Raw genomic sequence first — 26,742 nt, forward strand, 5'->3', positions numbered from 1 at the left:
AAGTCAATGAACTTAATTTGCTTACATAATTTTAAATTAATCAAAATGAAAAATTTACTTTTTAGAATAGTATTATTAATTATTGTAACTAATAGTTTTGCACAAAACTTTCAAGGAATTGCTTTTTACTCTTCTCAAACTCAAATGAAAGACTTTAATATTTCTGGGGATGATATTACACCAGATGTAAAAGAAAGAATGATGGAAAAAATGAAGAAAGCATTTGAAAAGACTTATGAACTAAAATTTACAAGCACAGAGTCAATTTATCAAGAGGAAGAAAAATTAGCGGTTACTAATCCTTCTTCAGGAGGAATTAGAGTTGATGTGGGTTTTTCTGGTGGTAATGGTTCTAAGTTTTACAAAGATTTTAAAAAAAAGTATTATATAACAGATAAAGATATTTTTGGAAAAGAATTTTTAGTAATTGATTCATTGGAAAAATTCGATTGGAAGATAACAAATGAACAGAAAAAAATAGGAAATTATACATGCTTTAAAGCCCAAATTATTTTTCCTGTAACAGAAAAAGAAATAAAGGAATATGAAGAGTTTAAGAAAAAGAAAGAAGGAGATAAAACTAGTTTTTTTAGTTTAAGTGAACCTAAAGAAAAAATAATTGAAGCTTGGTACACAATGGAAATTCCAGTTTCAAATGGTCCAGGTAAATATTGGGGATTACCAGGATTAATTTTAGAACTTCATGAATCAAATACAACATATTTATGTTCAAAAATTGTATTAAATCCAAGTGATAAAATTGAAATAAAAGCTCCGAAAAATGGCAAGAAAGTAAATCAAAAAGAATTTGATGAAATACAAGAGAAAAAAATAAAAAGTATGATGAATGAAGATGGAGTTATCGAAATTAAAATGAATTAAACCTTATTAGTTTGTAATTGTCTAACTAAAATAGGTTTTATGATGTAACAAAATAATATAATTCTCGACTTCTTCTTATATGATAAACGAATACTATAAAAATGAATAATAATCTTATAATTGCCTTTTTACTTATTACTTCAATAGGTTTTTCTCAAAATATCCGCTTTGAAGGTATTGTTAAAGATAGTACAGGACTTGGATTGGAAATGGCAAATGTTATGGCTATTAACAACGATACAAAAGCTATGGATGCTTATGCAATTACTAATGAAAATGGTAAATTTATTTTAAACTTAAAAACGAATACATCGTATAAAATAAAAGCAAGCTATATTGGTTTTCAGTCTTTTGAAAAAAATGTCTCAACAACATCCAGTAATATGACTTATGATATTTCAATGGCTCAAGGTGTGCAGTTAAATGATGTGGAAGTAGTATATGAAATGCCAGTTTCCATATCAGGCGATACGATTATTTATAATTCTGATTCTTTTACAAATGGAACAGAACGTAAATTAGAAGATGTTTTGAAAAAATTGCCAGGAGTAGAAGTAAATAAAGATGGAGAAATTCAAGTGGAAGGGAAAACAGTTCAGAAAGTAATGGTTGAAGGAAAGGATTTTTTTGATGGAGATACAAAAATTGCTACAAAGAATATTCCAGCAGATGCATTAGATAAAATTCAAGTATTAAGAAATTACAATGAAGTGTCTAATTTAAAAGGACTTGAAAATAATGACGAAAATATTGCTATAAATATTAAGCTAAAAGAAGGCAAAAAGAATTTTTGGTTTGGCGATTTCACAGCAGGAATTGGAGTTGGGCATAAAGAAGATAGATATATTGTAAACCCAAAATTGTTTTATTATAGTCCAAAATATAGTATAAATGTTATTGGTAACATTAATAATATTGGAGAACTTCCTCTTACAATGCGCGATTATTTTAAATTTACAGGTGGATTTAGAAGTATGATGAGAAAAGGAGGTTCTAGTTTTAATGTTTCTTCAAATGATTTAGGAATTTTAGGATTAAGAAATAATCAAGCAGCAAATATTGATACTAAATTTGGAGCAGCTAATTTTAGTTATAATCCTTCAAAATCTTGGACTCTAAGTGGTTTTGGAATTTTTTTAGGAAATAAAACAGATGTACAAACAAATTCTGTAAATGATTTGCCAGAAGGAGCTTCTGCAAATAGTGTGGAAGAAAAAGAAGATATTTCAAGACAAAAAAGCGATTTAGGAATTTTTAAATTAAGTTCTAGTTATATTCCTTCTGCAAAAACACATTTTGATTATGATGCAATTGTGAAGTTTTCTAATCAAAAAGAGAATCAAAGTGTAACTTCAACCGAGTTAGGAGATATTTATACAAATAAAAAACAAAAACCATTCAGTATAAATCAAAATTTAAATTACTACTATACACTTGATGACAAGAATGTTTTTGCATTTGAAACTCAGCATTTGTATCAACAAGAAGATCCTTTTTATAATGCAAATTTGCAAAACTTGGCATTTAATTTAGGGTCAGAATACAATACCATGCAAGTACGTGACGATGTTTCTCAAAAGCGTTTTGTGAAAACAAATAAAACAGACATTAAGTTTGATTATTATTATATGCTTACACCAAAAAGCAATATAAACGTAACAGTTGGAAATACATATTCATATCAGAATTTTGATTCGCATATTTTTCAAGTTTTAGATAATCAAGCAGTAAACGATTTAAATTCGGAAGAAAGTAATAATGATGTAAGTTATGCGTTTAATGATGTTTTTTTAGGACTTCATTATAAATTTATAACAGGAAAATTTACTTTTAATCCAGGGTTTAGTGTACATAATTATAATACAAAAGATATTCAATTAGGAGGTCAAAATAAACAAAGTTTTAATCGATTTTTACCCGATTTTTATGCGCAGTATCAAATTAAAAAATCAGAAAACTTAACGTATAATTTTTCATTGTCAAATAATTTTACAGACATTGTGAAGCTTGCAGAAGGGTTAGTTTTTTCTAACTATAATAATTTATTTAGCGGAAACCGTCTTTTAGAAAACTCACTATCACAAGTGCATAGTCTTCGCTATTTCAAATACAATATGTTTAATTTTGAAAATATATTTGCAAATATATCATATACAAGACAGGTAGATGCAATTAAAAATAAAGCATTGCTTACAAGTGCAAATCAAGTAACATCTTCAGTAAATATAGATTCTAATTTTGCAGATGAAACATTTTCAGGATCTGCAAATTATGGAAGGTCTTTTGCAAAATATTATAAAGCTTCAGCAGGATTTAATTTAAACTGGAGTAAATTTAATAATATTAGAGTGTTGTCTTCAACAGAAGAAAAAGTTCAAACAACAGAATCATTTTCTCAAAATTATAATGTACGCTTCTCTACAAATTATAAAAAGATACCAAATATAAGTTTACAATACACGTACGGTATAAATGATAATTCAAGTAGCGTTTTTTACACAGATAATCCCTCAGTAGAATTAGAATATTATTTTTTGAATGCTTTTTCTTTTGTTTCAGAATATAGTTTTTATCATAATAGAAATAGAGCAAAAACAATAGATACAGAATATGATTTCTTGTCTTCAAGTTTAACTTATCAAAAAAAAGATAGTAAAGTTGAATGGAAACTTTCAGGAACAAATTTATTAAATACAAAAGCTCTAAATAGTAATAGTTTCAATCAATTAGGAGGTACAAATAGTTTTTCAAGTTATATTGTTCAGCCAAGATATATAATATTGAGTATGAAGTATAATTTATAGCTATTAATCTATATAGATAAAAAAAAGACCTGCAATTGCAGGTCTTTTGTGTGTTATATATTTCTCTAAAAATTAGATGTTAAAAGCACTTTTTACTTTGTCTACAAAATCTAGTTTTTCCCAAGTAAATAATTCAACTTCAACTGTTTTTTCTTCACCATTTGGCGATTTAAAAGTTTTAGTAACAACTTGAGGAGTTCTTCCCATGTGGCCATAAGCTGCTGTTTCACTATAAATAGGATTTCTTAATTTTAGACGTTGCTCAATGAAGTAAGGACGCATATCGAAAATTTCAGCTACTTTTTTAGCAATTTCACCGTCTGATAACGATAATTTGCTTGTGCCATAAGTGTTTACATATACATTTGTTGGCTCAGCAACACCAATTGCGTAAGAAACTTGTACTAAAATTTCTTCAGCAACACCAGCAGCTACTAAGTTTTTAGCAATATGTCTTGTTGCATAAGCAGCAGATCGGTCAACCTTGCTTGGGTCTTTTCCAGAGAAAGCACCGCCACCATGAGCACCTTTTCCTCCGTAAGTGTCTACAATAATTTTTCTACCTGTTAATCCACTATCTCCATGAGGTCCACCTATTACAAATTTTCCTGTTGGATTAATGTGATATTTAATAGCATCATTAAATAGATGTGCATACTGAGAATTTTTTGCAATGACTCTTGGAATTAAAATTTCAATAATATCTTTCTTAATTTTTGCAAGCATTGTTGGTTCATCAGCAAATTCATCATGTTGTGTAGATACCACAATAGCATCAATACGAACAGGTTTGTTTTCGTTGTTATATTCTAATGTAACCTGAGATTTAGCATCTGGTCTTAAATAAGTAATTTCATTATTTTCTCTTCTTAATTCTGCTAGAGTTTGAAGAATTTCATGTGAAAGCTTAAGTGCTAAAGGCATGTATTCAGCAGTTTCATTAGTTGCATAACCAAACATCATTCCTTGGTCACCTGCTCCTTGTTCTTCTTTTGTAGCTCTGTCAACTCCTTGATTAATATCTGCCGATTGCTCGTGTATTGCCGATAAAATTCCACAAGAATTAGCTTCAAACATATATTCGCTTTTTGTGTAACCAATTTTTTTAATTACATCTCGCGCAATTTGTTGAACATCTAAGTAAATTTTTGATTTTACTTCACCAGCTAAAATTACTTGTCCTGTAGTTACAAGAGTTTCGCAAGCTACTTTAGATTCTGAATCAAATGCTAAAAAGTTGTCAATTAATGCATCACTAATCTGGTCAGCTATTTTATCTGGATGTCCTTCACTCACAGATTCTGACGTAAATAAATAAGCCATATTCTATATATTTTTTAAAATTAAATGAAGAAAAATTAAATTGCAGAAAATCTAAAGTAGTAGTAATTGTACTGCTTTAGCATTTTTTATTCCTTATCTTAATACAATATAGAATTTATTAAATTCTTGGTTAAGCAAAGAATAGAGGTTGCAATCAGTTCAAATTTCTCCTCTTATTATAGAGTGCAAATTTAAGTAATCGAATTGAATATCAAGTGTTTTTTTAATTTAATTTAAATTTTATTTTTAGAATCTAAAAAAAAGTAGTTTTGTAAAAAATAATTCTAAATTTAGCCTGGATATTTGTTTTAAATTCTTTTTTTAGTATTATTTTTAACAAAGTTTAGAAAATTAATCTATTTATTTTTTTTATAAAGAAAATAATTCTAAATTTGCTCCGTAAATAAAGAACAATGGAAATATTTTTTTGCAATATGTGTTGTATGATGTGGAAATATCCGCAGAGACATTCTATTGCCTAAAAGTTAATTATTTAAAATAGCCAATTGAAGCCTCTGCATTTTGTGGAGGCTTTTTTTATAACTCTCATTTACACTGATTAATAAAATAATATTTAGATAAAGAAATGACAAACAATAGTAATTATTTAGAACAATTAGAAAGTGAAGCAATTTACATACTTCGAGAAACGGCTGCACAGTTTGAAAATCCTGCATTACTATTTTCAGGAGGAAAAGATTCAATAGTATTGGTTCATTTAGCATTGAAAGCATTCCGTCCTGGAAAATTTCCATTTCCTTTAGTGCATATAGATACTGGACACAATTTTCCTGAAGCTATTGCTTTTAGAGATTATCTAGTAAATAAAATTGGAGAAAAATTAATAGTTGCATCTGTAGAAGATAGTATTAAAAAGTATAATTTGAAAGAAACACAAGGAAGGTTCCCGTCTAGAAATTCTTTACAAACGTATGCACTTTTAGATGCTATTCAAGATAATAATTTTGATGCATGTATTGGAGGAGCAAGAAGAGACGAAGAAAAAGCAAGAGCTAAAGAACGTATTTTTTCTGTAAGAGATGATTTTGGACAATGGGATCCAAAACTACAACGACCAGAATTATGGAACATTCTTAATGGTAAAATCCAAAAAGGAAATAATGTTCGTGTCTTTCCAATTAGTAATTGGACAGAATTAGATGTTTGGAATTATATTCAAAAATATAATATTGAGTTACCTAACTTATATTTCGCTCATGAAAGAGAATGTATTGTGTATCAAGATAGACTAGTAGCAACATCACAGTTTATTCAGCCGCTTGAAGGAGATACGGTAGTAGTGGAAAATGTAAGATATAGAACAGTAGGAGATATGACATGTACGGCTGCTGTGCCTTCAAAAGCAGAAACAATACAAGATATAATAGATGACATTGTTAAAACACGTTTAAGTGAAAGAGGAGAAACCAGATTAGACGATCAACTTTCAGAAGCTGCAATGGAAGATCGTAAAAAACAAGGGTATTTTTAAAAGAAAAGGAAGTAAAAATTAAAGTTAGTAAACTTTTAAAAAAAGTATATAAATGAACACATTACGATTTATTACAGCAGGAAATGTAGATGATGGGAAAAGTACATTAATAGGGCGTCTATTGTATGATTCAGATAGTATTCATACAGACCAATTGGGTGTTTTACAAAAACAAACAAAACAAGAAGGTGTTGATATTGATTTGTCATTAATAACAGACGGACTGAGAGCAGAAAGAGAACAAGGGATTACAATTGATGTTGCATATAAATATTTCTCAACCAAGAAGAGAAAATTTATTATTGCCGATGCGCCTGGACATGAACAATACACTAGAAACATGATAACAGGTGCTTCAAATTCTGATTTGATTATTATTTTAATTGATGCAAGAAAAGGAATTACAGAACAAACAAAACGTCATGCTAGTATTGGTTCTTTAATGGGAATTCAAAAGGCTATCTTAGCTATAAATAAAATTGATTTGGTTAACTATTCGGAAACTGTTTTTAATCAAATTAAGTCTGATTTTGAAATTATAAAAGAACAGTTAAATTATAATGAAATAGATTATATTCCAGTTAGTGCTTTGGCAGGAGATAATGTTGTTGTTAAATCAAATGAAACACCTTGGTATGATGGGAAATCTCTTTTAGAAACTTTAGAAGAAGTTCAAATAAATTCAACAGAAAATTTAGTTTCTCGCTTTCAAGTACAATGGGTAATTAGACCAAAAGATGAAGTGTATCATGATTATCGAGGTTATGCTGGTTTAGTATTGAGTGGTGTTTACCAAATAGGAGATAAAGTTTCAATTTTGCCTGCAAATATTCAAACAACAATCGTAAATATTGAAAAAAACAACAATGTTGTTGAAAAAGCTTCAGCAGGAGAAAATGTAGTGCTTCATTTTGAAAACAATATAGATATTAGTAGAGGAGATACTATCGTAAAAGTTGATGAAACTCCAATTGAGTCTAATCAAATTAATACTTGGATTTCATGGCTAGATGATACATCTCTTCAAATAGGAAAAACGTATATTTTACAACATCGTTTTAAAAATGTTAGAGTTAAAATTCAATCGATTAATCAAAAATGGAATGTAAATGATTGGGAATTTGTTAGTGCAGATGAGGTAAAACTGAATGATATAGCTCAAATAACCATAAAAACAAATCAACCTTTGTTCTATGATTCATTCACAGATAATCCAAAATCAGGAAATGCGATTTTAATAGATGAAACAAGTTTTAATACTGTTGGAGCTTTAATGTTTCTGTAAAAATTGAGAAATAAAGATTAAATGGAAAATGATAGAATAAAATTATTATACAAATCTAATTTTTTACAAACAAGAATATGTTTTGATAAAAAAGAAGTGGAATATTGGATAGAAAGTTTTTTTTCTTGGATTTTTTGCATCAACGAAGAATATAAGGAGTATGCTTTTTTTAAAAGGCAAAAAGTTGAGTTAGAAGAAAAAATGACACAATTTTTAACACAAGTCGGATTATCTTCAACGGAAGCTGTATCCACTGCGACTGATTTTTTTGAAGATGTAATTGTTTTGCATGAAACTTTTTTATCAGACTTAAAAGTTGTTTTTGAATTTGATCCAGCAGCAAAATCAAAAGATGAAGTTCTTTTAACTTATCCTGGTTTTTTTGCAATCGTAATTTATCGTATTGCAAACCTACTTTGGAAAAAAGAAATTCCAATATTGCCTAGGTCTTTTTCGGAATATGCACACAGTAAAACAGGAATAGATATTCATCCAGCAGCTTCAATAGGAAAAAGATTTTTTATAGATCATGGAACAGGAGTTGTTATAGGTGAAACAACAGTAATAGGAGATGATGTGAAAATTTATCAAGGAGTAACATTAGGAGCTTTAAGTGTAAGTAAAGATAAAGCAAAGGAGAAAAGGCATCCTACTATTGAAGATAAAGTGGTTGTTTATGCAAATGCAACAATTTTAGGAGGAAAAACAACAATTGGAAAAGGAGCAATTATTGGCGGGAATGTTTGGATAACAGAATCAATACCTTCTCAATCATTAGTATTCCATAAAAGTGAAATTGTTATAAAATCAAAAAATCAATTTCCAGAGCCTATTAATTTTAGTATATAAATAAGTAAAAATAAAAATAAATAATTATGAGAGTAGAAAATGTTTTGCAAACCATTGGAAACACACCAGTAGTAAAGATTAATAGATTATATGGTGAAAATAAAAATGTTTGGATAAAGTTAGAAAGAACTAATCCTGGAAACAGTATAAAAGATCGTATTGCATTAGGAATGATTGAAGATGCAGAAGCAAAAGGGTTGTTGAATGAAAATAGTGTTATTATTGAGCCTACTTCTGGAAATACAGGAATCGGATTAGCTCTAGTGGCTGCGGTAAAAGGATATAGAGTAATTCTAGTTATGCCAGAATCCATGAGTATTGAAAGACGAAAGTTAATGGAAATTTATGGAGCTGAATTTGAATTAACTCCTCGTGAAAAAGGAATGAAAGGAGCTATTGAAAGAGCAAATGAATTGGTAAAAGAAATACCTAACGCTTGGTCTCCTCAGCAATTTGAAAACCCAGCAAATGTTGAAGCACATAAAACAACAACAGCGGTAGAAATTATTCAAGATTTTCCAGAAGGATTAGATTATATTATTACAGGGGTTGGAACAGGTGGCCATATAACTGGGGTAGCTTCGGTTTTAAAACAAAAATTTCCAAATTTAAAAGTAATTGCAGTTGAGCCAGAATTGTCTCCTGTTTTAAGTGGAGGTGCTTCAGGACCACATCCATTGCAAGGAATTGGAGCTGGGTTTGTCCCAAGAAATTATGATGCTAATCTTATTGATGAAGTTATTCAAGTAACAAAAGAAGATGCTTTTGAATTCGCGAAAAATATTGCCCTAAAAGAAGGGATTTTAGCAGGAATATCTACAGGAGCTTCTTTGGCAGCGGTGGCTAAAAAAATAGAATCATTACCAGATAATGCTATTATTTTAACATTTAACTATGATACAGGTGAGCGATACCTTTCAGTAGAAGGATTGTTCTAAAATAAATTAATAATTTAAATTTTATAGTGCTATTTACTCTACTTGTTCTATAGAGTAATAGAATTATATTCTAATGAAAATATGATACAAATTTCAAATAAAGGAAAGGTGATATTGGCTGGTGCTGGTCCTGGTGACCCTGATTTAATCAGTTTAAAAGCATTAAAATATCTTCAAATTGCTGATGTGGTTTTAACAGATAGACTTGTTTCTCCTGTTTTAGTTGACGAGTACGCAAGAAAAGATGCAGAAGTAATTTATGTAGGAAAGCAATGTTCAAAAGGAATTCATACACCACAAAAAGATATTAATGATTTAATGGTTGAGTTTGCCCAATTAGGGAAATTGGTTTTAAGATTAAAAGGAGGTGATGTGTCGCTATTTTCTAATGTATTGGATGAGTTAAATGTGCTAGTTGAAAATGGTATTCCTTATGAAATAGTTCCTGGTGTTTCTGCGGCTTTTGGTGCTGCGGCTTATACAGGAATTCCTTTGACTGCTAGAGAATACTCAAGAGGTGTACGCTTTTTAACATTGTATGATCTTAAAAATGTAAAAAACGAACAATGGAAAGACTGGGCAAATACAGAAGATACGCTTGTTTTTTACATGAGTGGACAACGCTTGAACTCTCTATCAAATCAATTGTTAAATAATGGAATTGATAAAAATAAAGGAATCGCAATTGTGCAACAAGCAACAACACCAGATCAAAGAACAACAGTTTTTTCATTTGAAGAATTGAAAACGAAAGAACTTCCCGAATTTGAATATGTACCTACTTTATTAATTGTAGGAAATGTGGTAAACCTACATCAAAAATTTGCTTGGTTTTCTGAAAAAAACAATACAGAATCCTATTTCGATAATCATAAAATATTATTTCAAAATGCTATCTGATACTAAACTAAACTTATTACAACAATTGGTGCAAAGTGCATCTAAAGAAGAGATTATCTGGACAAAAGGATATTTAGCAGGATATTTAGACAAGAATCTTATAGGAACGCAAGCTCCTGTAATTCCTGTTCTTGAAAGTGTTGCAGTCAAACCTTTAATTATTTATGGTACAGAAACAGGTAATTCTAAAAAAATAGCCTCTCAGTTATTAGCTGCTTTTAAGAAAAATAAAATACAAGCTAAATCGATCGATGTGTTTCAATATGACAAAGCTAAATTAGAAAAGGAAAGCTTAGTTTTATTTGTGATGAGTACACAAGGAGAAGGTGAGTTTCCGCAAAATGCAGTTGAATTTTATGAATATATAAAAAGTACTTCATTAGATTTGAGTGGAACATCTTATGCCGTTTTTGGATTAGGAGATTCTTCTTATCCTCTTTTTTGTAATGCAGGAGTATTACTCGATGAGGTATTGTCTCAAAAAGGAGCAAAAAGGTTATTGCCTTTAGTGAAAGCAGATGTAGATTTTGCTCCAGATGTTCTAGTTTGGGAAAAAGAGTTACAATCTGTCTTTAAGAAAGAAGTTGTGGCTACTAACGTTGCTTCTGTTGTAAAAGGCGACACAACCGAACATAAAAAAAATTACAAAGGAATAATAAGTACTAAAATTATCCTGAATGATGTAGGTTCTAAAAAAGAAACATATCATATAGAGTTGTCATCTGAAGATGAAATTAATTATGAACCAGGTGATGCTCTTGGAATTATTCCAAAAAACAGTAAAAATGATGTTCAGTTTATAATAGATTATTTTGAACTTAATTCTTCTACAGAAATCACAGTAAAAGATCAAAAGAATACTGTTGAAAACTGGTTTTTAGAAAGAAATATAAAAGGATTAAGTAAACGTTCTATAGAACAATTGTCGGTACTTTTAAAAGAAGATATTAAGTTTGAAAAAGCAGATTTAATTGATGTTTTAAAACAATATCCTAATGCAAAATCAATAAAAATAGAAGATTTAATATCAGTTTTATTACCGATTGCTCCACGATTGTATTCAATATCATCATCGGCCGAAGCTCACGATGGAGAAGTACATTTAACCGTAAATCTTAATAAATTTAAAATTGGTGAAGTTCTTAAAACAGGATTGGCATCTCAGTTTTTAGCAGATTATCCTATTAATACAGAGATAGATTTTTACATCCATAAAAATCAGAATTTTAGATTACCAAGCGAAGAAACAGACATAATCATGATTGGTCCAGGAACAGGAATTGCTCCATTTAGAAGTTTTATTGCGCACAGAGATGCTACTGGAGCAGAAGGAAAGAATTGGTTGTTTTTTGGTGAGCAACATTTTGTCTTAGATTTTTATTACCAAACTGAAATTCAGGAATGGATTACTACAGGAGTCTTGACAAAATTAGATACTGCGTTCTCAAGAGATCAAGAAAAGAAAATTTATGTACAAGATCGTATTCGTGAAAAAGCAAATGAATTCAATAAATGGCTTGAAAATGGAGCAAGTTTGTATATCTGTGGACAAAAAAATCCAATGAGTACTGATGTTGAAAATGCTATTCTTGATGTTTTAGTTCAGGAAAGAAATATATCATTAGAAGAAGCAAAACAAGTTTTGGAGGACTTAGAAGTTGCTGGAAAATATCAAAAAGACGTGTATTAATATTGGTTTAAGATTCAATAAGACCAAAAAAAATAAACTTAAAATAGAACAAAATGAGCGAAAAATTGTCACCAATAGAAGCTATAAAAACAAAAAGTGACGGACTTAGAGGTACGTTAAAAGAAAGTATTGATTTAGATAATCACACAGGAAATGTTCGTCCAGATGATGAAACATTAGTGAAGTTTCATGGAATGTATGTTCAAGACGATAGAGATCGTAGAGCAGAAAGAGCAGCGAAAAAATTAGATAAATTATACTCTTTCATGATTCGCTTAAGAATTCCTGGAGGTGTTATTAATGCAGAACAATGGATTGCAACTCATGATATTTCCGAAGAATACGGAACAGGAACATTGAAAATAACGACGCGTCAAACGTTACAATTACATGGGCTTTTAAAACATCAATTACGACCAACTATTCAAGCTTTTAATGTTGCAAAATTAGATTCAATAGCAGCTTGTGGAGATGTGAATCGTAATGTTATTGCAAGTTCTCATCCGCAATTATCACCGTTACATAAAGAAATTTATGAATATGCTGACAAAATTTCGACTTTGTTGTTGCCTAAAACACAATCATATTATGATGTTTTTATTGATGGTGAAAAAATATATGAACGTTCATCTGAAGCAGATCCATTATATGAAGATAGATATTTGCCAAGAAAATTTAAAATAGCAATTGCTATTCCTCCTAGTAATGATGTGGATGTTTTTACAAATGATATTGGTTTAATTGCAATCGTAGAAAACAATGAGCTAAAAGGATTTAATATTGCTATAGGAGGTGGTTTGGCAACAACACACGGAAATCCAAATACATATTCAAGATTAGGAAGTATTATTGGATTTACTGATACGGAAGAAAAAACATTAAAAGCGGTTTATGAGATTTTAACAGTTCAAAGAGATTTTGGTAATCGTGTAGATAGAAAATTATCTCGTTTGAAATACACAGTTGATAAATTAACTGTAGAAGGATTTAAAGAAGAGTTGGAAAAAAGAATCGGATTTAAATTAGCTCCAGAAAAACCATTTGAATTTACAGAACGCTCAGATCGTTTCGGATGGGAACAAAATCATGAAGGAAAATGGTTCTATACTCTTTTTGTAGAACATGGTGTAATTAAACCATATCAGAAAGAATTTTTATATGAAGTAGCAAAATTGAATGTGTCTAATTTTATATTTTCTGGGAATCAAAATCTAATTTTAGGAGAAATCTCAAATGAAAATAAAGTCAAAATTGAGCAATTAATTACGCAATTTAATATTGCAAAAGAAGATAGTGTTTTAAGAAAGAACTCCATGGCTTGTGTTGCTTTGCCTACATGTCCATTAGCATTAGCAGAAGCACAAAGATACTTGCCTGTTTTGGTTACAAAAATAGAACCTATTTTAGAAAAATATAATTTACAAAATGATGAAATTACTATTCGTATGACAGGTTGTCCTAATGGATGTGGAAGGCCGTATGTGTCTGAATTAGGATTCATTGGGACAGGACCAGAACAGTATAATTTTATGTTAGGAGGAGATAGATATGGCGAACGATTGAATAAATTATACAAAGAAAAGCAGACAGAGTCTCAGATTTTAGAAGAAGTAGACTCATTGTTAGGGAGATACGTAAATGAAAGAAATCAAGGCGAAACCTTTGGGGATTTTGCATTTAGAGCAATTCTTTAAAAAAATAAAACTAATTGGGAAAGTAATACTCATGCTTTTACTTTCCCAAAAAGCAGTTCAAGCTCAAAAAAATATAACAAAACAGCAATTAATTTGGTACGGATATTATAATATTTTAAACATAAATGATAACTGGAATTTAAAAAGTGAAATACAAGAAAGGCAATTTGTAAAACCAACAGCCCAACATCAATTGGTTTTTAGAACTAATCTAGAAAGAAAATTAATAGATAAATGGAATTCATCTGTTGGACTTACATTTTTTTTGCAAAGTTCACATAATCCAAATTCAGAAAGTAAACAAGTAATTCCCGAATTAAGACCAGATGTTGGAATTAGCAATAAGCAAAAAGTTTCATTTTTTACAATTTTACAAAGGTATAAACTAGAAGCACGATTCTTTAATGTTCTAAAAGATGATCATAGAACAAATGAGTATAAGTTTTCTAATTTCAGATTTAGATATCAGTTAGGTTTAGATTTTTTACTATTTGAAAAAGAAAAATCAGATAAAGTTATTTTAAAAATAAAGGACGAAGTAATGCTAAACGTTGGGAAAAAAATTGTGAAAAACACATTTGATCAGAATAGAATTTATTTAGGATTGAATTATGTTATTAATCCGTCAATTTCAGTAGAAATTGGATATATGAATTGGTTTCAACAACAATCGTCAAGTGTTGATTTTTATAATAGAGATATTGTTAGGTTTTCATTGTTTCATAAACTTTCTTTTAAAAATAATAAACATGAGTAATAATACATTATTTCCAGTATTTCTTAAAACTGAAACGGCTCATTTTTTAATAGTAGGTGGTGGAAACGTAGGTTTAGAAAAAACAGAAACATTATTGAGGCAAAATTCTAATATTGCTATAACTATAGTGGGAACTATTATATATCCAAAATTGAAAGCAGTTATAGAAAAACATTCTAATATTAAATCATTTGAACGACCTTTTGAGAAGGATGATCTTAATGATATAGATTTTGTAATTATTGGAACAGATAGTTCAGAAGTGAATTTGGAAGTTAGAAACTTAGCAAAAGAAAGAGGAATAAAAGTTAATGCAGCTGATCAACCTGCTTTGTGTGATTTTTATTTAGGTTCAATTGTGAATAAAGGAAGTGTTAAGATAGCAATTTCAACTAATGGAAAGTCGCCAGTTCTAGCTCGTAGAATGAGAGAATATTTTACAGAAATAATTCCTGATGATATTGAAAATAGTGTGGAAAGTTTAAATAAGTTTAGAGCAAATCATAAAGGGAGTTTTCAAGAAAAGTTAAACGATTTGAATAAATTAACACAAGGATTTGAAGGTGTTAAAAAAGAAGGTGGTCAGAAAAAATACAAAAGATTAGTGTTCACATTAGCACTGTCTTTTCTTATGTTTTTTGTTGGTTTCGGATTGTCTACATATGTGTCTTTTTCGTCTTTTAAAGAAGGATTAAATTATATCCCAAATGAGTTTTATTATATGCTTTTAATAGGTTTTATTGCCCAATTAATAGATGGAGCTGTTGGATTAGGTTATGGTGTAACTTGTGCAACGAGTATGATGCTTCTTGGGGTTAAATTGCCAGCAATAAGTGGTAGTATTCACACAGCGGAAATGTTTTCCAGTGCAATAAGTGGATATTCACATTATAAATTCGGTAATGTAAATAAGAAAATGCTTGTTTGGTTAGCTATTTTTGGAATTTTAGGAGCTGTTCTAGGAGCGTATTTGCTTATATATTTAGGAAATGAATACGAACAAATAGCTTATGTAGTTCTTTCATCTTATACTTTTATTATTGGAATTCGATTATTAGTCTTGGCTTTTAAAAAAATTCAATTGAAGAAAAAAATAAAATTTTTAGGATTTTTAGGATTTTCAGGTGGTTTTATGGATGCTTTCGGTGGAGGAGGTTGGGGACCTATTGTGACATCTACATTATTAGCAAAAGGGAGAAAGTCAAAATATGTCATTGGAACAGTTAGTTTAGCTGAATTTTTTGTAACAATGTCTGCTTCAATTGTATTTTTTACATCATTGGGAGTTAGTCATTGGTATATTATTTTAGGACTAATTCTCGGAGGAATTGTTGCAGCTCCTATTGCAGCAAGATTAGCAGGGAAATTGCCTAAAAAAGCAGCGTTAATATTGGTTGCTTTCTTGGTTATAGTGTTTAGTATAAGGGTGTTCGTTAAGATAATTTAAAGAATGTTAATCTGTTAGAATTAAAAATTGTTTATCATTGTTATTTTAGATTTTTTTTCATTTAAAATTATTTAATATAACAAAATTTAGAAAAATAATCTATTTATTTTTTTATATTAGAAAAACAATCTATTTTTGCAGAGATAATTTAAAGGATAAAGATGAGTTTTAAAATGTGTAATATGTTGATGATAATGTGGAGAAATTCGCAGAGGCAATGTATTGTATAGTTTTTAAATTTAAAAGTACAAAAGCCTCTGTTTTAAATGGAGGCTTTTTTGTACTTGAAAAGTAAAAATAAATTTTTATTAATAATAATTAACAAATATGAAAATAAAGAATATGGATATGTTTTATAATATGATGTGCATGTGCACTATGGTTTCCCGTTGCCAAAAGCGAAAGACTTAATTTTAATTATGTTCCATATTTAAACAGTCCTTTTGGTAAAATTGCCCAAAGGACTTTTTATTTGGGACGCAAATCACAAAATAATAATAAATAAAAAAATAAAAAAATGAGTACACAAAAATTTTCAACAAATGCACTTCATGCCGGACACGATGTTTCAACAAATGCAGGAACTAGAGCAGTGCCAATTTATCAAACAACTTCTTATGTGTTTAATAATTCAGATCATGCAGCTAATCTTTTCGGACTTACAGAAGCAGGTTATATTTATACAAGATTAAATAATCCTACAAATGATGTCTTAGAGCAAAGATTAGCGCAGTTAGAAGGAGGTTTAGGTGCAGTTGTTACAGCTTCTGGAACAGCAGCAATTTCTACAGCTTTATTAGTATTGCTTAAAGCAGGTGATCATATTGTAGCATCAAGTAGTTTATATGGAGGAACATATAATTTATTAAGCGTAACACTTCCTAGACTTGGAATTACAACCACGTTTGTTGATCCATCAAAAGCAGAAAATTTTGATAATGCAATCAAAGAAAATACAAGGGTGATTTTTGCAGAAAGTTTAGGTAATCCAAAATTAGATGTGCTAGATTTAAAAGCAATTTCAACTGTCGCAAAATCAAATAAAATTCCTTTTATAGTAGATAATACAGTTGCTACTCCATATTTGTTAAATCCAATTGCTCACGGTGCTGATATCGTAATTCATTCTTTAACAAAATATATAACAGGTAATGGAACTTCATTAGGAGGAGTTATTATTGATGCTGGTAAATTTGATTGGAGTAATGGTAAATTTCCTGAATTTACAGAACCTTCTGCGGGTTATCACGGACTAAAATATTATGAAGTATTAGGAGCTGCATCATATATTGCTAAAGTGCGTATTGAAGGGCTGCGCGATTTTGGAGCTGCTTTGAGTCCGTTTAATGCTTTTCAAACCATACAAGGTTTAGAAACATTATCTATTAGAATTAAAAAACATAGTGAAAATGCATTGGCTCTAGCAAAGTGGTTAAAAAATCAAGAGCAAGTTGCTTGGGTAAATTATCCAGGACTTGAGGATTCAGTATATCATAATTTGGCTAAAGAATATTTGCCAGAAGGACAAAGTGGAATAGTTACTTTCGGACTTAAAGGTGGTTTTGAAGCAGCTAAAAAAGTAGCCGACAATACTAAATTGTTTTCTCTTTTGGCAAATATAGGGGATACAAAATCATTGATTATTCATCCTGCAAGTACTACTCATCAACAATTATCAGATACAGAACAATTATCAACAGGAGTATCTAAAGATTTAATCAGATTATCAGTTGGTTTAGAAGATATCGAAGATTTAAAAGCCGATTTAAAAGCCGTGTTTGAAACAATTGCGATAGAAAGTATTGTTTAATTTTTTTAAGAATTGATTCTGTTCTTTTATTTTAAAAATAATCCCAAACGAATTTTATGATTTTAAATATGACTGAGTTAAAAGAAATAGTAATTGAAAATTGGATTCTTGAAAATGAAAATGTACGACATAATACATCTGTTTTTTTTCAAACTTTTGGACAACAATTAGGAACAGCACCAGTTGTTCTTGTGAATCATGCGTTAACTGGAAATTCAAATGTTATAGGTGAAAAAGGGTGGTGGAATGATTTAATAGGAAAAAGTAAAACAATCGACACTGATTATTATACCATTTTAGCTATAAATATTCCAGGAAATGGTTTTGATGGGAACAGTGAAAACCTTATCAATGATTATAAAGAATATACAATCAGAGATGTGGCAAAACTTTTTTGGAAAGTTGTTTTTCAGTTAAATATAGAATCTCTTTTTGCAGTTATTGGAGGAAGTTTAGGAGGAGCAATAGCATGGGAAATGACAGTGATAGAACCCAATTTAATTAAAAATGTTATTCCAATTGCAACCGATTGGAAAGCAACTGACTGGATGATTGCTAATGTTTTAGTACAAGATAGTATTCTAAACAATTCTTCAAATCCAATACATGACGCTAGAATACATGCAATGTTGATTTACAGAACACCTCAGTCATTAAAATATAAATTTAAAAGAAAAATCAACTCAGGTAACTCATTGTTTGAAATTGAAAATTGGTTAAATCATCATGGAGAAAAGTTAGAAAGTAGGTTTCAATTACAAGCTTATAAACTGATGAATCATTTATTAAAGACAAATGATATCACTAGAGGAAGAAAAGAAGTAGAAACAATAATTAAAGAAATAAAATCAAACATTCATATTATTTCAATCGATACAGACTATTTTTTTGTAGCAAATGAGGATAGAGAAACATATGAAAAACTAAAATTTTTAAAAGAAAACATACAGTATCACGAAATAAATTCTATTCATGGGCACGATGCTTTTTTGATTGAATATAAACAACTTAATGAGATTTTGGATAATGTATTCAATATAACTTATATAAATAATTAAAAGAATGAAAATATTAAAATTTGGAGGTAAATCTCTTGCAAATAAAGAAGGTTTAGAAAAAGTAATTCAAATTATTGCACAAAAATATTTTAGTAATGAAGCTGTTGTGGTTGTGGTTTCAGCTAGATCAAATGCTACAAATGAATTAATAGATTTGCTTGATAAAGCACAAAAAGGAGTAAATTATAATGTAGAACTAGAAGCGTTTAAAATATATCAAAACAACGGATTATCAAATACTATTTTTACAGATGAATTTTCTCAATTAGATAAACTATTGGAAGGAGTAAGTTTATTGGGAGATTTTAGTAGTAGAATAAAAGATCAAGTTATTGCAATAGGTGAATTAATATCAGCAAAATACCTTTCATATTTATTAAATGAAAAAAGCATAAAAGCAAACTTTGTTGATGCACGTAATCTTATAAAAACAGACAATAATTTTGGGAATGCACAACCATTAGATGCAATATCAAAAAAGAATGTAATTACTTTTTTTAATAATCAGCCAGAAGGAGTTAATATTGTTACAGGATTTATCGCTTCAACAGTAAATGGAGAAACGACAACATTAGGAAGAAATGGAAGTAATTATACTGCTTCATTGTTAGCAAACTATTTAGATGCTCAAGAATTTCAAAATTACACTCATGTTGATGGAATTTTTACAGCTAATCCAGAACTTGTAACCAATGCAAGAAAAATTGAAAAACTATCATTTAATGAAGCAAATGAGTTGGCAAATTTTGGAGCTAATATATTACATGCTAAAACGATTATTCCATTAGTTGAAAAAAATATTCCATTAAGAATATTGAATACGTTTAATCCAGATAATCAAGGAACGCTTATTACAGCAGAACAAACGGATGAAGGAATTAAGTCGCTTTCTATTCTTAATAATGTGTCACTTATAAATTTAGAAGGACGTGGACTTTTAGGAAAAACAGGAGTTGATGCTAGAATTTTTAGAGTAATGGGCGATAATAATATAAGTGTAAGTATTATATCTCAAGGTTCCTCAGAAAGAGGAATAGGAATAGTTGTGGAAACAGAAAAAGCAACAAAAGCACTTATCGAATTGGAAAAAGAATTTGAAAATGATTTTTATACAAAAGACGTAAATAGAATTTCTGCAAATGATAATATTTCGGTAATATCTATAATTGGTCAAGATTTAAGTACTTTTCATAAACCTTATACAGCACTGATTAAAAATAAAATTGTTCCTATACTTTTTAATAACACAACAACAGGAAGAAATATAAGTTTGGTAATTAATAAAACCGATTTGAAAAGAGCATTAAATGTTATTCATGGTGAAATTTTTGGAGTTTCTAAGAAAATTAATATTGCAGTATTCGGACATGGATTAGTAGGAGGAACATTAATTAATCAAATTTTAAACTCTGCTTCAGCTATTGAAAAGCGTAAAAAAATTGAACTTAATGTTTTTGCAATCGCTAACTCTAAAAAAATAGTGTTTAATAATAATGGGATTGGTGATAATTGGAAATCTGAAATAGAAACAAATGGAATTTCGTATGAAGTTCAAGATGTAATTAAATATGCTATAGAAAATAATTTAGAAAATTTAATAGCAATAGATAATACTGCAAGTAAAGATTTTGTCGAAAATTATATAGCACTTATAGAAAACGGATTTGACTTAGTATCTTCAAATAAAGTCGCAAATACATTGAGTTATGACTTTTATAAAACATTAAGAAGTGCAATAGATAAAAATCAAAAAAATTATCTATATGAAACAAATGTTGGAGCAGGACTACCTTTAATCGATACAATTAAATTATTGCATTTGTCAGGAGAAAATATTACAAAAATTAAAGGAGTGTTTTCAGGATCATTGAGTTATTTGTTTAATGCTTTTTCAAAAGAAAAGAAAGACTTTAGTTCAGTGTTGAAAGAAGCAGTAGATAAAGGATATACAGAGCCAGATCCAAGAGAAGATTTGTGCGGAAATGATGTGGCAAGAAAAGTACTTATTTTGGCTAGAGAACTAGATTTACAAAATGAATTTGAAGAAATTAAAATTGATAATTTAATTCCAGAACACTTGCAAACAATTTCTCAAAATGAATTTTTTGAAAGAATAAATGAGTTTAATAGTGTATATCAAAATATAAAAGAAAATCAAGAACCAAACCATGTATTGCGTTACATAGGAGAATTATCAGGAGATTTACAAAAGGAAAAAGGAGTTTTAGAAGTAAAATTAGTTTCTGTTTCGGAAAATTCAGCACTTGGACAATTAAAAGGATCAGACTCACTATTTGAAATTTATACAGAATCTTATGGAGAAAGACCTATTGTGATTCAAGGAGCAGGAGCAGGAGCATCAGTAACAGCAAGAGGTGTTTTTGGAGACATACTTAGATTAGCAGAAAAAAATTAATTATGGAAAATACAGAATTTGGTTTTGAAACCCAAGCTATTCGTACTCAACTAAATCGTTCGCAATATTTAGAACATTCAGTGCCTTTATATTTAACATCTAGCTTCGTTTTTGAAGATGCAGAAGATATGAGGGCTTCTTTTACAGAAGAAAAAGTAAGAAATATCTATAGTAGATTCTCAAACCCAAATACAACAGAGTTTGTAGAAAAAATATGTCAAATGGAAGGAGCAGATGACGGATGTGCATTTGCAACAGGAATGGCAGCCGTTTATAGTACGTTTGCAGCATTGTTAAACGCAGGAGATCATATAGTGTCAGTAGGAAGTGTTTTTGGATCAACGCACACATTGTTTACTAAGTATTTTCCAAAATGGAATATTACAGCAAGTTATTTTGATATCAATAAACCAGAAACAATAGAAAGCTATATTCAACCTAATACAAAAATTCTATTTGCAGAATCGCCTACAAACCCAGCCGTTGATATTATTGATTTAGAACTTCTGGGTAAGATTGCTAAAAAGCATAATTTAATTTTAATTATAGATAATTGTTTTGCAACACCATATCTTCAAAACCCTATAAAATTTGGAGCAGATTTAGTAGTTCATTCAGCAACAAAATTAATAGACGGACAAGGAAGAGTATTGGGTGGTGTAGTAGTAGGAAACGAACAATTAGTAAGAGAGATTTATTTGTTTTCTAGAAATACAGGACCAGCAATGTCACCATTTAATGCATGGGTATTGTCAAAAAGTTTAGAAACACTTGCAATAAGAGTAGAAAAACATTGTGAAAATGCTTTAAAAGTGGCTCAATTTTTAGAAACCCATCCAGGTGTTAAACAAGTAAAGTATCCATTTTTAAAATCACATCCTCAATATGAAGTTGCTAAAAAGCAAATGAAATTAGGAGGAAATATAGTAGCATTTGAAATAGAAGGAGGAATAGAAAAAGGAAGGCAATTCCTAGATAAAATTAAATTCTGCTCTTTATCAGCAAATTTAGGAGATACAAGAACAATTGTTACACATCCAGCATCAACAACGCATAGTAAATTATCTTTAGAAGAAAGATTGGCAGTAAGTATAACAGATGGACTAGTACGTGTTTCTGTTGGTTTGGAAACAATTGAAGACGTAATTAAAGATCTAAGACAAGCTCTTGATTGAGTTTTTTAGAAAAATAAACCATAATAAGTTTATTTTTTAAGTTTTAAAACTTTTTTTAGCTGCTTAACGATATATGAGTAGATTATATTTCTAAAAAAATATTTTTATGATTACATTTGCAGAGTTCTTAAATTTTAATGTTGTTATCATGAAAGGCGGAGGGAATAGACCCAGTGAAACCTTAGCAACCCTATTCTAGTAGAAGGTGCTACATTCTATCCTTAAATTCTAACTAATTTTTGTTTAAAGTTTAAAAGGAGCAGATAACCAGAGATTTTTCTCTCTTTTTTAGATAACATATTATTTTTTTGAAGCAAATACATTACGTGTTTTAAAAATGTTTTGTTCCTGCTGTTCACTAAATCTTTTTCTTGTTTTTAGGAAACAAGAAAAAGGATATCGTTTCCATCAGGGCTAATAACAAACTAATGGATTTTTTGGTTTTGTAGTTAAAATAAAAACCAAGAACAATAATTGATTAAGTAAAAATTATGTCAAAAATTAACCAAGCAATAAAAGAAAGAATTCTCATTCTAGATGGAGCAATGGGAACAATGCTTCAACGTTATAATTTTTCTGAAGAAGATTTTAGAGGAGAACGATTCAAAGATTTTCCACATCCATTAAAAGGAAATAATGACTTATTGTCAATTACGCAACCAGAAGCGGTAAAAGAAGTCCATAGACTATATTTTCAAGCAGGAGCAGATATTGTAGAAACAAATACTTTTTCAGGGACTACAATAGGGATGGCAGATTATCATTTGGAAGATCTAGTGTATGAGCTTAATTATGAATCAGCAAAAATAGCACGTCAAGTTGCAGATGAGTTTACAGATAAATCACGTTTTGTTGCAGGTTCAATAGGACCTACAAACAGAACAGCAAGTATGAGTCCAGATGTTAATGATCCAGGATATAGAGCGGTTACGTTCGACGAACTAAGAATAGCATATAAACAGCAAGTTGAAGCATTGATAGATGGCGGATCAGATTTACTGTTAGTTGAAACAATTTTCGACACATTAAATGCAAAAGCAGCTTTGTTTGCAATTGAAGAAGTTAAAGAAGAAAGAGGAATAGATATTCCAATAATGGTTTCAGGAACAATAACGGATGCGTCAGGAAGAACATTATCCGGACAAACAGTAGAAGGGTTTTTAATATCAATAGAACATATTCCTTTATTGTCTGTAGGATTCAATTGTGCATTAGGAGCAGATCAATTAAAACCATATTTAAAAAGATTAGCACATAATACACAATTAAATATATCAGCTCATCCAAATGCTGGATTGCCAAATGCTTTTGGAGAATACGATCAAACACCAGAAGAAATGCAAGCTTTAATTAAAGAATATTTACAAGATGGATTAGTAAATATTATAGGAGGATGTTGTGGAACAACTCCAGAGCATATTAAGTTAATTGCAGATGTAGCGGCAGAATTTAAACCAAGAAAAACAGAAGTTGAAGCATAATGAAAGAAGGAAACTGTAAAAAATATTTAAAACTTTCAGGATTAGAACCTTTAATTGTAACTCCAGAAACAAATTTTGTAAATGTTGGAGAGCGTACAAATGTAACAGGATCTCGTAAATTTCTTCGGTTAATAAGGGAAGAAAAATATGAAGAAGCTTTAGATATTGCTAGAAACCAAGTTGAAGGAGGAGCACAAATCATCGATATAAATATGGATGAAGGAATGCTTGATGGAGTGTATGCAATGACTAAATTTCTAAATCTTATTGCAGCAGAACCAGATATAGCACGTGTTCCTGTCATGGTGGATAGTTCAAAATGGGAAATTATTGAAGCAGGATTAAAAGTAATTCAAGGAAAAGGAATTGTAAATTCTATCTCATTAAAAGAAGGAAAAGAAGCTTTTATCCATCATGCCAAATTAATTAAAAGATATGGTGCGGCTGTAATTGTAATGGCATTTGATGAAGCAGGTCAGGCTGATACATATGAAAGGCGTATAGAAATTTGTAAAAGATCTTATGATATTTTGGTAGATGAGGTTAATTTTCCGGCAGAAGATATCATATTTGATCCTAATATTTTTCCAGTTGCAACTGGAATGGAAGAGCATAAATTGAATGCATTAGATTTTTTCAGAGCTACAAAATGGATTCGTGAAAATTTGCCTTATGCTGGAATTTCAGGCGGAGTGAGTAATGTTTCATTTTCATTTAGAGGTAATGATAAAGTAAGAGAAGCTATGCACTCTGCGTTCCTTTTTCATGCAATAAAGAATGGAATGACTATGGGAATCGTAAATCCTGAAATGTTAGAAATTTACGATGAAATAGATAAGAATTTATTAGAACATGTTGAGGATGTTTTATTAAATAGAAGGGAAGATGCTACAGAAAGACTTTTAGATTTAGCAGAAAGTTATATTGGAGAAACTAAATCTAATGAAAAAGTAGTTCAAGAATGGAGAAGTGGAACAATTCAAGAAAGGTTAACGCATTCGTTAGTAAAAGGAATAGATGAATTTATTGAAATAGATGTTGAAGAAGCAAGAAAAAATGCTGTAAAAGCGATTGAAGTTATTGAGATTAACTTAATGGCAGGAATGAATGTAGTAGGAGATTTATTTGGAAGCGGAAAAATGTTCTTGCCTCAAGTAGTTAAATCAGCTCGTGTAATGAAAAAAGCAGTTGCTTATCTTCTGCCATATATAGAAGCGGAGAAAACAGGGAATTCTTCAAGTGCTGGAAAAGTGTTAATGGCTACAGTAAAAGGAGATGTTCATGATATAGGTAAAAATATTGTAGCCGTAGTTTTAGGGTGTAATAATTTCGAAATTATCGATTTAGGAGTTATGGTTCCACCAGAAAAAATTATTGAAACTGCTATTCGTGAAAATGTAGATATAATAGGATTGAGTGGCTTAATTACACCTTCGCTAGATGAAATGGTATATTTAGCAAAGGAAATGGATAAATTGAATATAAAAATTCCTATTATGATAGGTGGAGCAACTACTTCTAGAGCACATACAGCAGTAAAAATTGCACCAGAGTATAAAGAAACAGTTGTTCATGTCAATGATGCGTCCAGAGCAGTTACGGTTGCAAGTAATTTGTTGCAAAAGGAAACGAAGCTAAATTATGTAAAAACCATTAGAGAAGAATATGATAAATTAAGAGATGGTTATTTAAATAGAAGTAGAGATAAAAATTATCTTTCAATTGAAGAGGCAAGAAAAAATAAAATAAAAATAGATTGGGATAATTATAATCCTGTTAAACCTAATTTTATAGGAGCAAAAACAATAGAAGTTGATTTGGCCGATTTGGTTGATTTTATAGATTGGACACCTTTTTTTCAGTCGTGGCAATTATTTGGAAAATATCCAGCTATTTTAACAGATGAGATAGTAGGTGAGCAAGCAACAAATTTATTTCTTGATGCAAAAACAATGTTGAAACAGATAATTTCAGAAAAATGGTTTATAGCTAAAGGAATTTATGGTGTTTTTCCAGCTAATCAAGTAAATGATGATGATATTTTAGTTTCTGATGAAAATGGAAATGAGTTAGTTAAATTTCTGACCTTGCGTCAACAGTCTCTTAAAACGGTTGGAGCACCTAATATTGCACTGTCAGACTTTATAGTTCCAAAAGGAATAGGAAAACAAGACTATATAGGATGCTTTTGCGTGAGTACTGGCTTTGGTGTTGATGAAAAAGCAGCAGAGTTTGAAAAAGAATTAGATGATTATAATTCTATTCTAGTTAAAGCTCTTGGAGATAGGTTTGCTGAAGCATTTGCTGAATATTTACATTTAAAAATAAGAAAAGAAATTTGGGGTTATGCTTCTGATGAAAACTTATCAAATAACGAATTAATTAAAGAACAATATAACGGAATTCGCCCTGCACCAGGATATCCGGCTTGTCCAGATCATTTAGAAAAACCAACAATTTGGAAGCTATTAAATGTAGAACAAGAAATAGGTGTTATTCTTACAGAAAGTATGGCAATGTGGCCTGCATCATCAGTTTCAGGATATTATTTTGCAAATCCAGAAAGTAAATATTTTGGCTTAGGAAAAATAAAAGAAGATCAAGTAGTTGATTATGCAAAAAGAAGAAGTATAAGTGTTGAAAAAGCTACAAAATGGTTAAATCCTAATATAGCTGATTAATTATGAGTTCTTAAAATTATAAGGCTTAGTTATTGCAAATACATCATATAATTCACAATA

The 26,742-nt window shown here is 29.7% G+C and carries 18 protein-coding genes and 1 riboswitch; of the genes, 17 read left to right on the top strand and 1 reads right to left on the bottom strand.

Annotation, left to right across the window (positions count from 1 at the left end):
* Nucleotides 1–45 precede the first annotated feature (45 nt).
* Complete coding sequence (locus SY27_RS13085; protein WP_045970982.1) at nt 46–882, top strand: GLPGLI family protein; 837 nt, start codon at nt 46–48, stop codon at nt 880–882.
* A gap of 101 nt (nt 883–983) precedes the next feature.
* Complete coding sequence (locus SY27_RS13090; protein WP_045970984.1) at nt 984–3,686, top strand: TonB-dependent receptor; 2,703 nt, start codon at nt 984–986, stop codon at nt 3,684–3,686.
* Nucleotides 3,687–3,758: 72 nt separating this feature from the next.
* Here SY27_RS13090 and metK read toward each other — a convergent pair whose 3' ends face one another.
* Nucleotides 3,759–5,009 (bottom strand): methionine adenosyltransferase, encoded by a 1,251-nt coding sequence (gene metK / locus SY27_RS13095; protein ID WP_045970986.1) that lies wholly within the window; start codon nt 5,007–5,009, stop codon nt 3,759–3,761.
* Nucleotides 5,010–5,595: 586 nt separating this feature from the next.
* On the opposite strand from metK, the gene cysD reads away from it, so the two are divergent.
* The 15 genes from cysD to metH all read left to right on the top strand — a co-directional run bounded on the left by cysD (nt 5,596) and on the right by metH (nt 26,682).
* Entirely contained in the window at nt 5,596–6,501 is a 906-nt protein-coding gene (gene cysD, locus SY27_RS13100) for a sulfate adenylyltransferase subunit CysD (protein WP_045970988.1), read from the top strand.
* A 52-nt stretch (nt 6,502–6,553) separates the two neighbouring features.
* Entirely contained in the window at nt 6,554–7,786 is a 1,233-nt protein-coding gene (locus SY27_RS13105) for a sulfate adenylyltransferase subunit 1 (RefSeq protein ID WP_045970990.1), read from the top strand.
* A 21-nt stretch (nt 7,787–7,807) separates the two neighbouring features.
* Complete coding sequence (gene epsC, locus SY27_RS13110) at nt 7,808–8,635, top strand: serine O-acetyltransferase EpsC (protein WP_045970992.1); 828 nt, start codon at nt 7,808–7,810, stop codon at nt 8,633–8,635.
* A 26-nt stretch (nt 8,636–8,661) separates the two neighbouring features.
* The gene (gene cysK / locus SY27_RS13115) at nt 8,662–9,573 is read left to right on the top strand and encodes a cysteine synthase A (RefSeq protein ID WP_045970994.1); all 912 of its coding nucleotides are present in this window, start codon (nt 8,662–8,664) and stop codon (nt 9,571–9,573) included.
* A gap of 81 nt (nt 9,574–9,654) precedes the next feature.
* Complete coding sequence (cobA, locus tag SY27_RS13120) at nt 9,655–10,473, top strand: uroporphyrinogen-III C-methyltransferase (protein ID WP_045971175.1); 819 nt, start codon at nt 9,655–9,657, stop codon at nt 10,471–10,473.
* Nucleotides 10,463–12,163 carry a sulfite reductase flavoprotein subunit alpha gene (locus tag SY27_RS13125; protein WP_045970996.1) on the top strand — a complete coding sequence of 567 codons (1,701 nt, stop codon included), beginning with the start codon at nt 10,463–10,465 and terminating at the stop codon, nt 12,161–12,163. The genes cobA and SY27_RS13125 overlap by 11 nt, the downstream gene beginning before the upstream one ends.
* Nucleotides 12,164–12,216: 53 nt before the next feature.
* Nucleotides 12,217–13,857: an NADPH-dependent assimilatory sulfite reductase hemoprotein subunit gene (locus SY27_RS13130; protein ID WP_045970998.1), complete on the top strand. Its 1,641-nt coding sequence runs from the start codon at nt 12,217–12,219 to the stop codon at nt 13,855–13,857.
* Entirely contained in the window at nt 13,802–14,614 is an 813-nt protein-coding gene (locus SY27_RS13135; RefSeq protein ID WP_045971000.1) for a DUF2490 domain-containing protein, read from the top strand. Before SY27_RS13130 ends, SY27_RS13135 begins: the two co-directional genes overlap by 56 nt.
* On the top strand, nt 14,607–16,061 hold the full coding sequence (locus SY27_RS13140) for a TSUP family transporter (protein WP_045971002.1): 1,455 nt from the start codon (nt 14,607–14,609) through the stop codon (nt 16,059–16,061). Before SY27_RS13135 ends, SY27_RS13140 begins: the two co-directional genes overlap by 8 nt.
* 517 nt (nt 16,062–16,578) lie before the next feature.
* Entirely contained in the window at nt 16,579–17,871 is a 1,293-nt protein-coding gene (locus tag SY27_RS13145) for an O-acetylhomoserine aminocarboxypropyltransferase/cysteine synthase family protein (RefSeq protein ID WP_045971004.1), read from the top strand.
* A gap of 68 nt (nt 17,872–17,939) precedes the next feature.
* The gene (locus SY27_RS13150) at nt 17,940–18,929 is read left to right on the top strand and encodes an alpha/beta fold hydrolase (protein ID WP_045971177.1); all 990 of its coding nucleotides are present in this window, start codon (nt 17,940–17,942) and stop codon (nt 18,927–18,929) included.
* Nucleotides 18,930–18,933: 4 nt separating this feature from the next.
* On the top strand, nt 18,934–21,345 hold the full coding sequence (thrA, locus tag SY27_RS13155) for a bifunctional aspartate kinase/homoserine dehydrogenase I (RefSeq protein ID WP_045971006.1): 2,412 nt from the start codon (nt 18,934–18,936) through the stop codon (nt 21,343–21,345).
* A gap of 2 nt (nt 21,346–21,347) precedes the next feature.
* On the top strand, nt 21,348–22,520 hold the full coding sequence (locus tag SY27_RS13160) for a PLP-dependent aspartate aminotransferase family protein (protein WP_045971008.1): 1,173 nt from the start codon (nt 21,348–21,350) through the stop codon (nt 22,518–22,520).
* A 140-nt stretch (nt 22,521–22,660) separates the two neighbouring features.
* Nucleotides 22,661–22,790: riboswitch (SAM riboswitch) on the top strand.
* Between the two features lie 221 nt (nt 22,791–23,011).
* The gene (locus SY27_RS13165; protein WP_045971010.1) at nt 23,012–24,001 is read left to right on the top strand and encodes a homocysteine S-methyltransferase family protein; all 990 of its coding nucleotides are present in this window, start codon (nt 23,012–23,014) and stop codon (nt 23,999–24,001) included.
* Nucleotides 24,001–26,682 carry a methionine synthase gene (metH, locus tag SY27_RS13170; RefSeq protein ID WP_045971012.1) on the top strand — a complete coding sequence of 894 codons (2,682 nt, stop codon included), beginning with the start codon at nt 24,001–24,003 and terminating at the stop codon, nt 26,680–26,682. Before SY27_RS13165 ends, metH begins: the two co-directional genes overlap by 1 nt.
* Nucleotides 26,683–26,742: the final 60 nt, after the last annotated feature.

Source organism: Flavobacterium sp. 316, from assembly GCF_000967805.1.
Classification (GTDB): Bacteria; Bacteroidota; Bacteroidia; order Flavobacteriales; family Flavobacteriaceae; genus Flavobacterium; species Flavobacterium sediminilitoris.

Coding starts and splice junctions, on each gene's coding strand:
- metK (WP_045970986.1), bottom strand. CDS start 5,009: ATGGCTTATTTATTTACGTCAGAATCTGTGAGTGAAGGACATCCAGAT.
- cobA (WP_045971175.1), top strand. CDS start 9,655: ATGATACAAATTTCAAATAAAGGAAAGGTGATATTGGCTGGTGCTGGT.
- SY27_RS13085 (WP_045970982.1), top strand. CDS start 46: ATGAAAAATTTACTTTTTAGAATAGTATTATTAATTATTGTAACTAAT.
- metH (WP_045971012.1), top strand. CDS start 24,001: ATGAAAGAAGGAAACTGTAAAAAATATTTAAAACTTTCAGGATTAGAA.
- SY27_RS13125 (WP_045970996.1), top strand. CDS start 10,463: ATGCTATCTGATACTAAACTAAACTTATTACAACAATTGGTGCAAAGT.
- cysD (WP_045970988.1), top strand. CDS start 5,596: ATGACAAACAATAGTAATTATTTAGAACAATTAGAAAGTGAAGCAATT.
- epsC (WP_045970992.1), top strand. CDS start 7,808: ATGGAAAATGATAGAATAAAATTATTATACAAATCTAATTTTTTACAA.
- SY27_RS13160 (WP_045971008.1), top strand. CDS start 21,348: ATGGAAAATACAGAATTTGGTTTTGAAACCCAAGCTATTCGTACTCAA.
- SY27_RS13150 (WP_045971177.1), top strand. CDS start 17,940: ATGACTGAGTTAAAAGAAATAGTAATTGAAAATTGGATTCTTGAAAAT.
- thrA (WP_045971006.1), top strand. CDS start 18,934: ATGAAAATATTAAAATTTGGAGGTAAATCTCTTGCAAATAAAGAAGGT.
- SY27_RS13130 (WP_045970998.1), top strand. CDS start 12,217: ATGAGCGAAAAATTGTCACCAATAGAAGCTATAAAAACAAAAAGTGAC.
- SY27_RS13135 (WP_045971000.1), top strand. CDS start 13,802: ATGAAAGAAATCAAGGCGAAACCTTTGGGGATTTTGCATTTAGAGCAA.
- SY27_RS13140 (WP_045971002.1), top strand. CDS start 14,607: ATGAGTAATAATACATTATTTCCAGTATTTCTTAAAACTGAAACGGCT.
- SY27_RS13145 (WP_045971004.1), top strand. CDS start 16,579: ATGAGTACACAAAAATTTTCAACAAATGCACTTCATGCCGGACACGAT.
- SY27_RS13165 (WP_045971010.1), top strand. CDS start 23,012: ATGTCAAAAATTAACCAAGCAATAAAAGAAAGAATTCTCATTCTAGAT.
- SY27_RS13105 (WP_045970990.1), top strand. CDS start 6,554: ATGAACACATTACGATTTATTACAGCAGGAAATGTAGATGATGGGAAA.
- cysK (WP_045970994.1), top strand. CDS start 8,662: ATGAGAGTAGAAAATGTTTTGCAAACCATTGGAAACACACCAGTAGTA.
- SY27_RS13090 (WP_045970984.1), top strand. CDS start 984: ATGAATAATAATCTTATAATTGCCTTTTTACTTATTACTTCAATAGGT.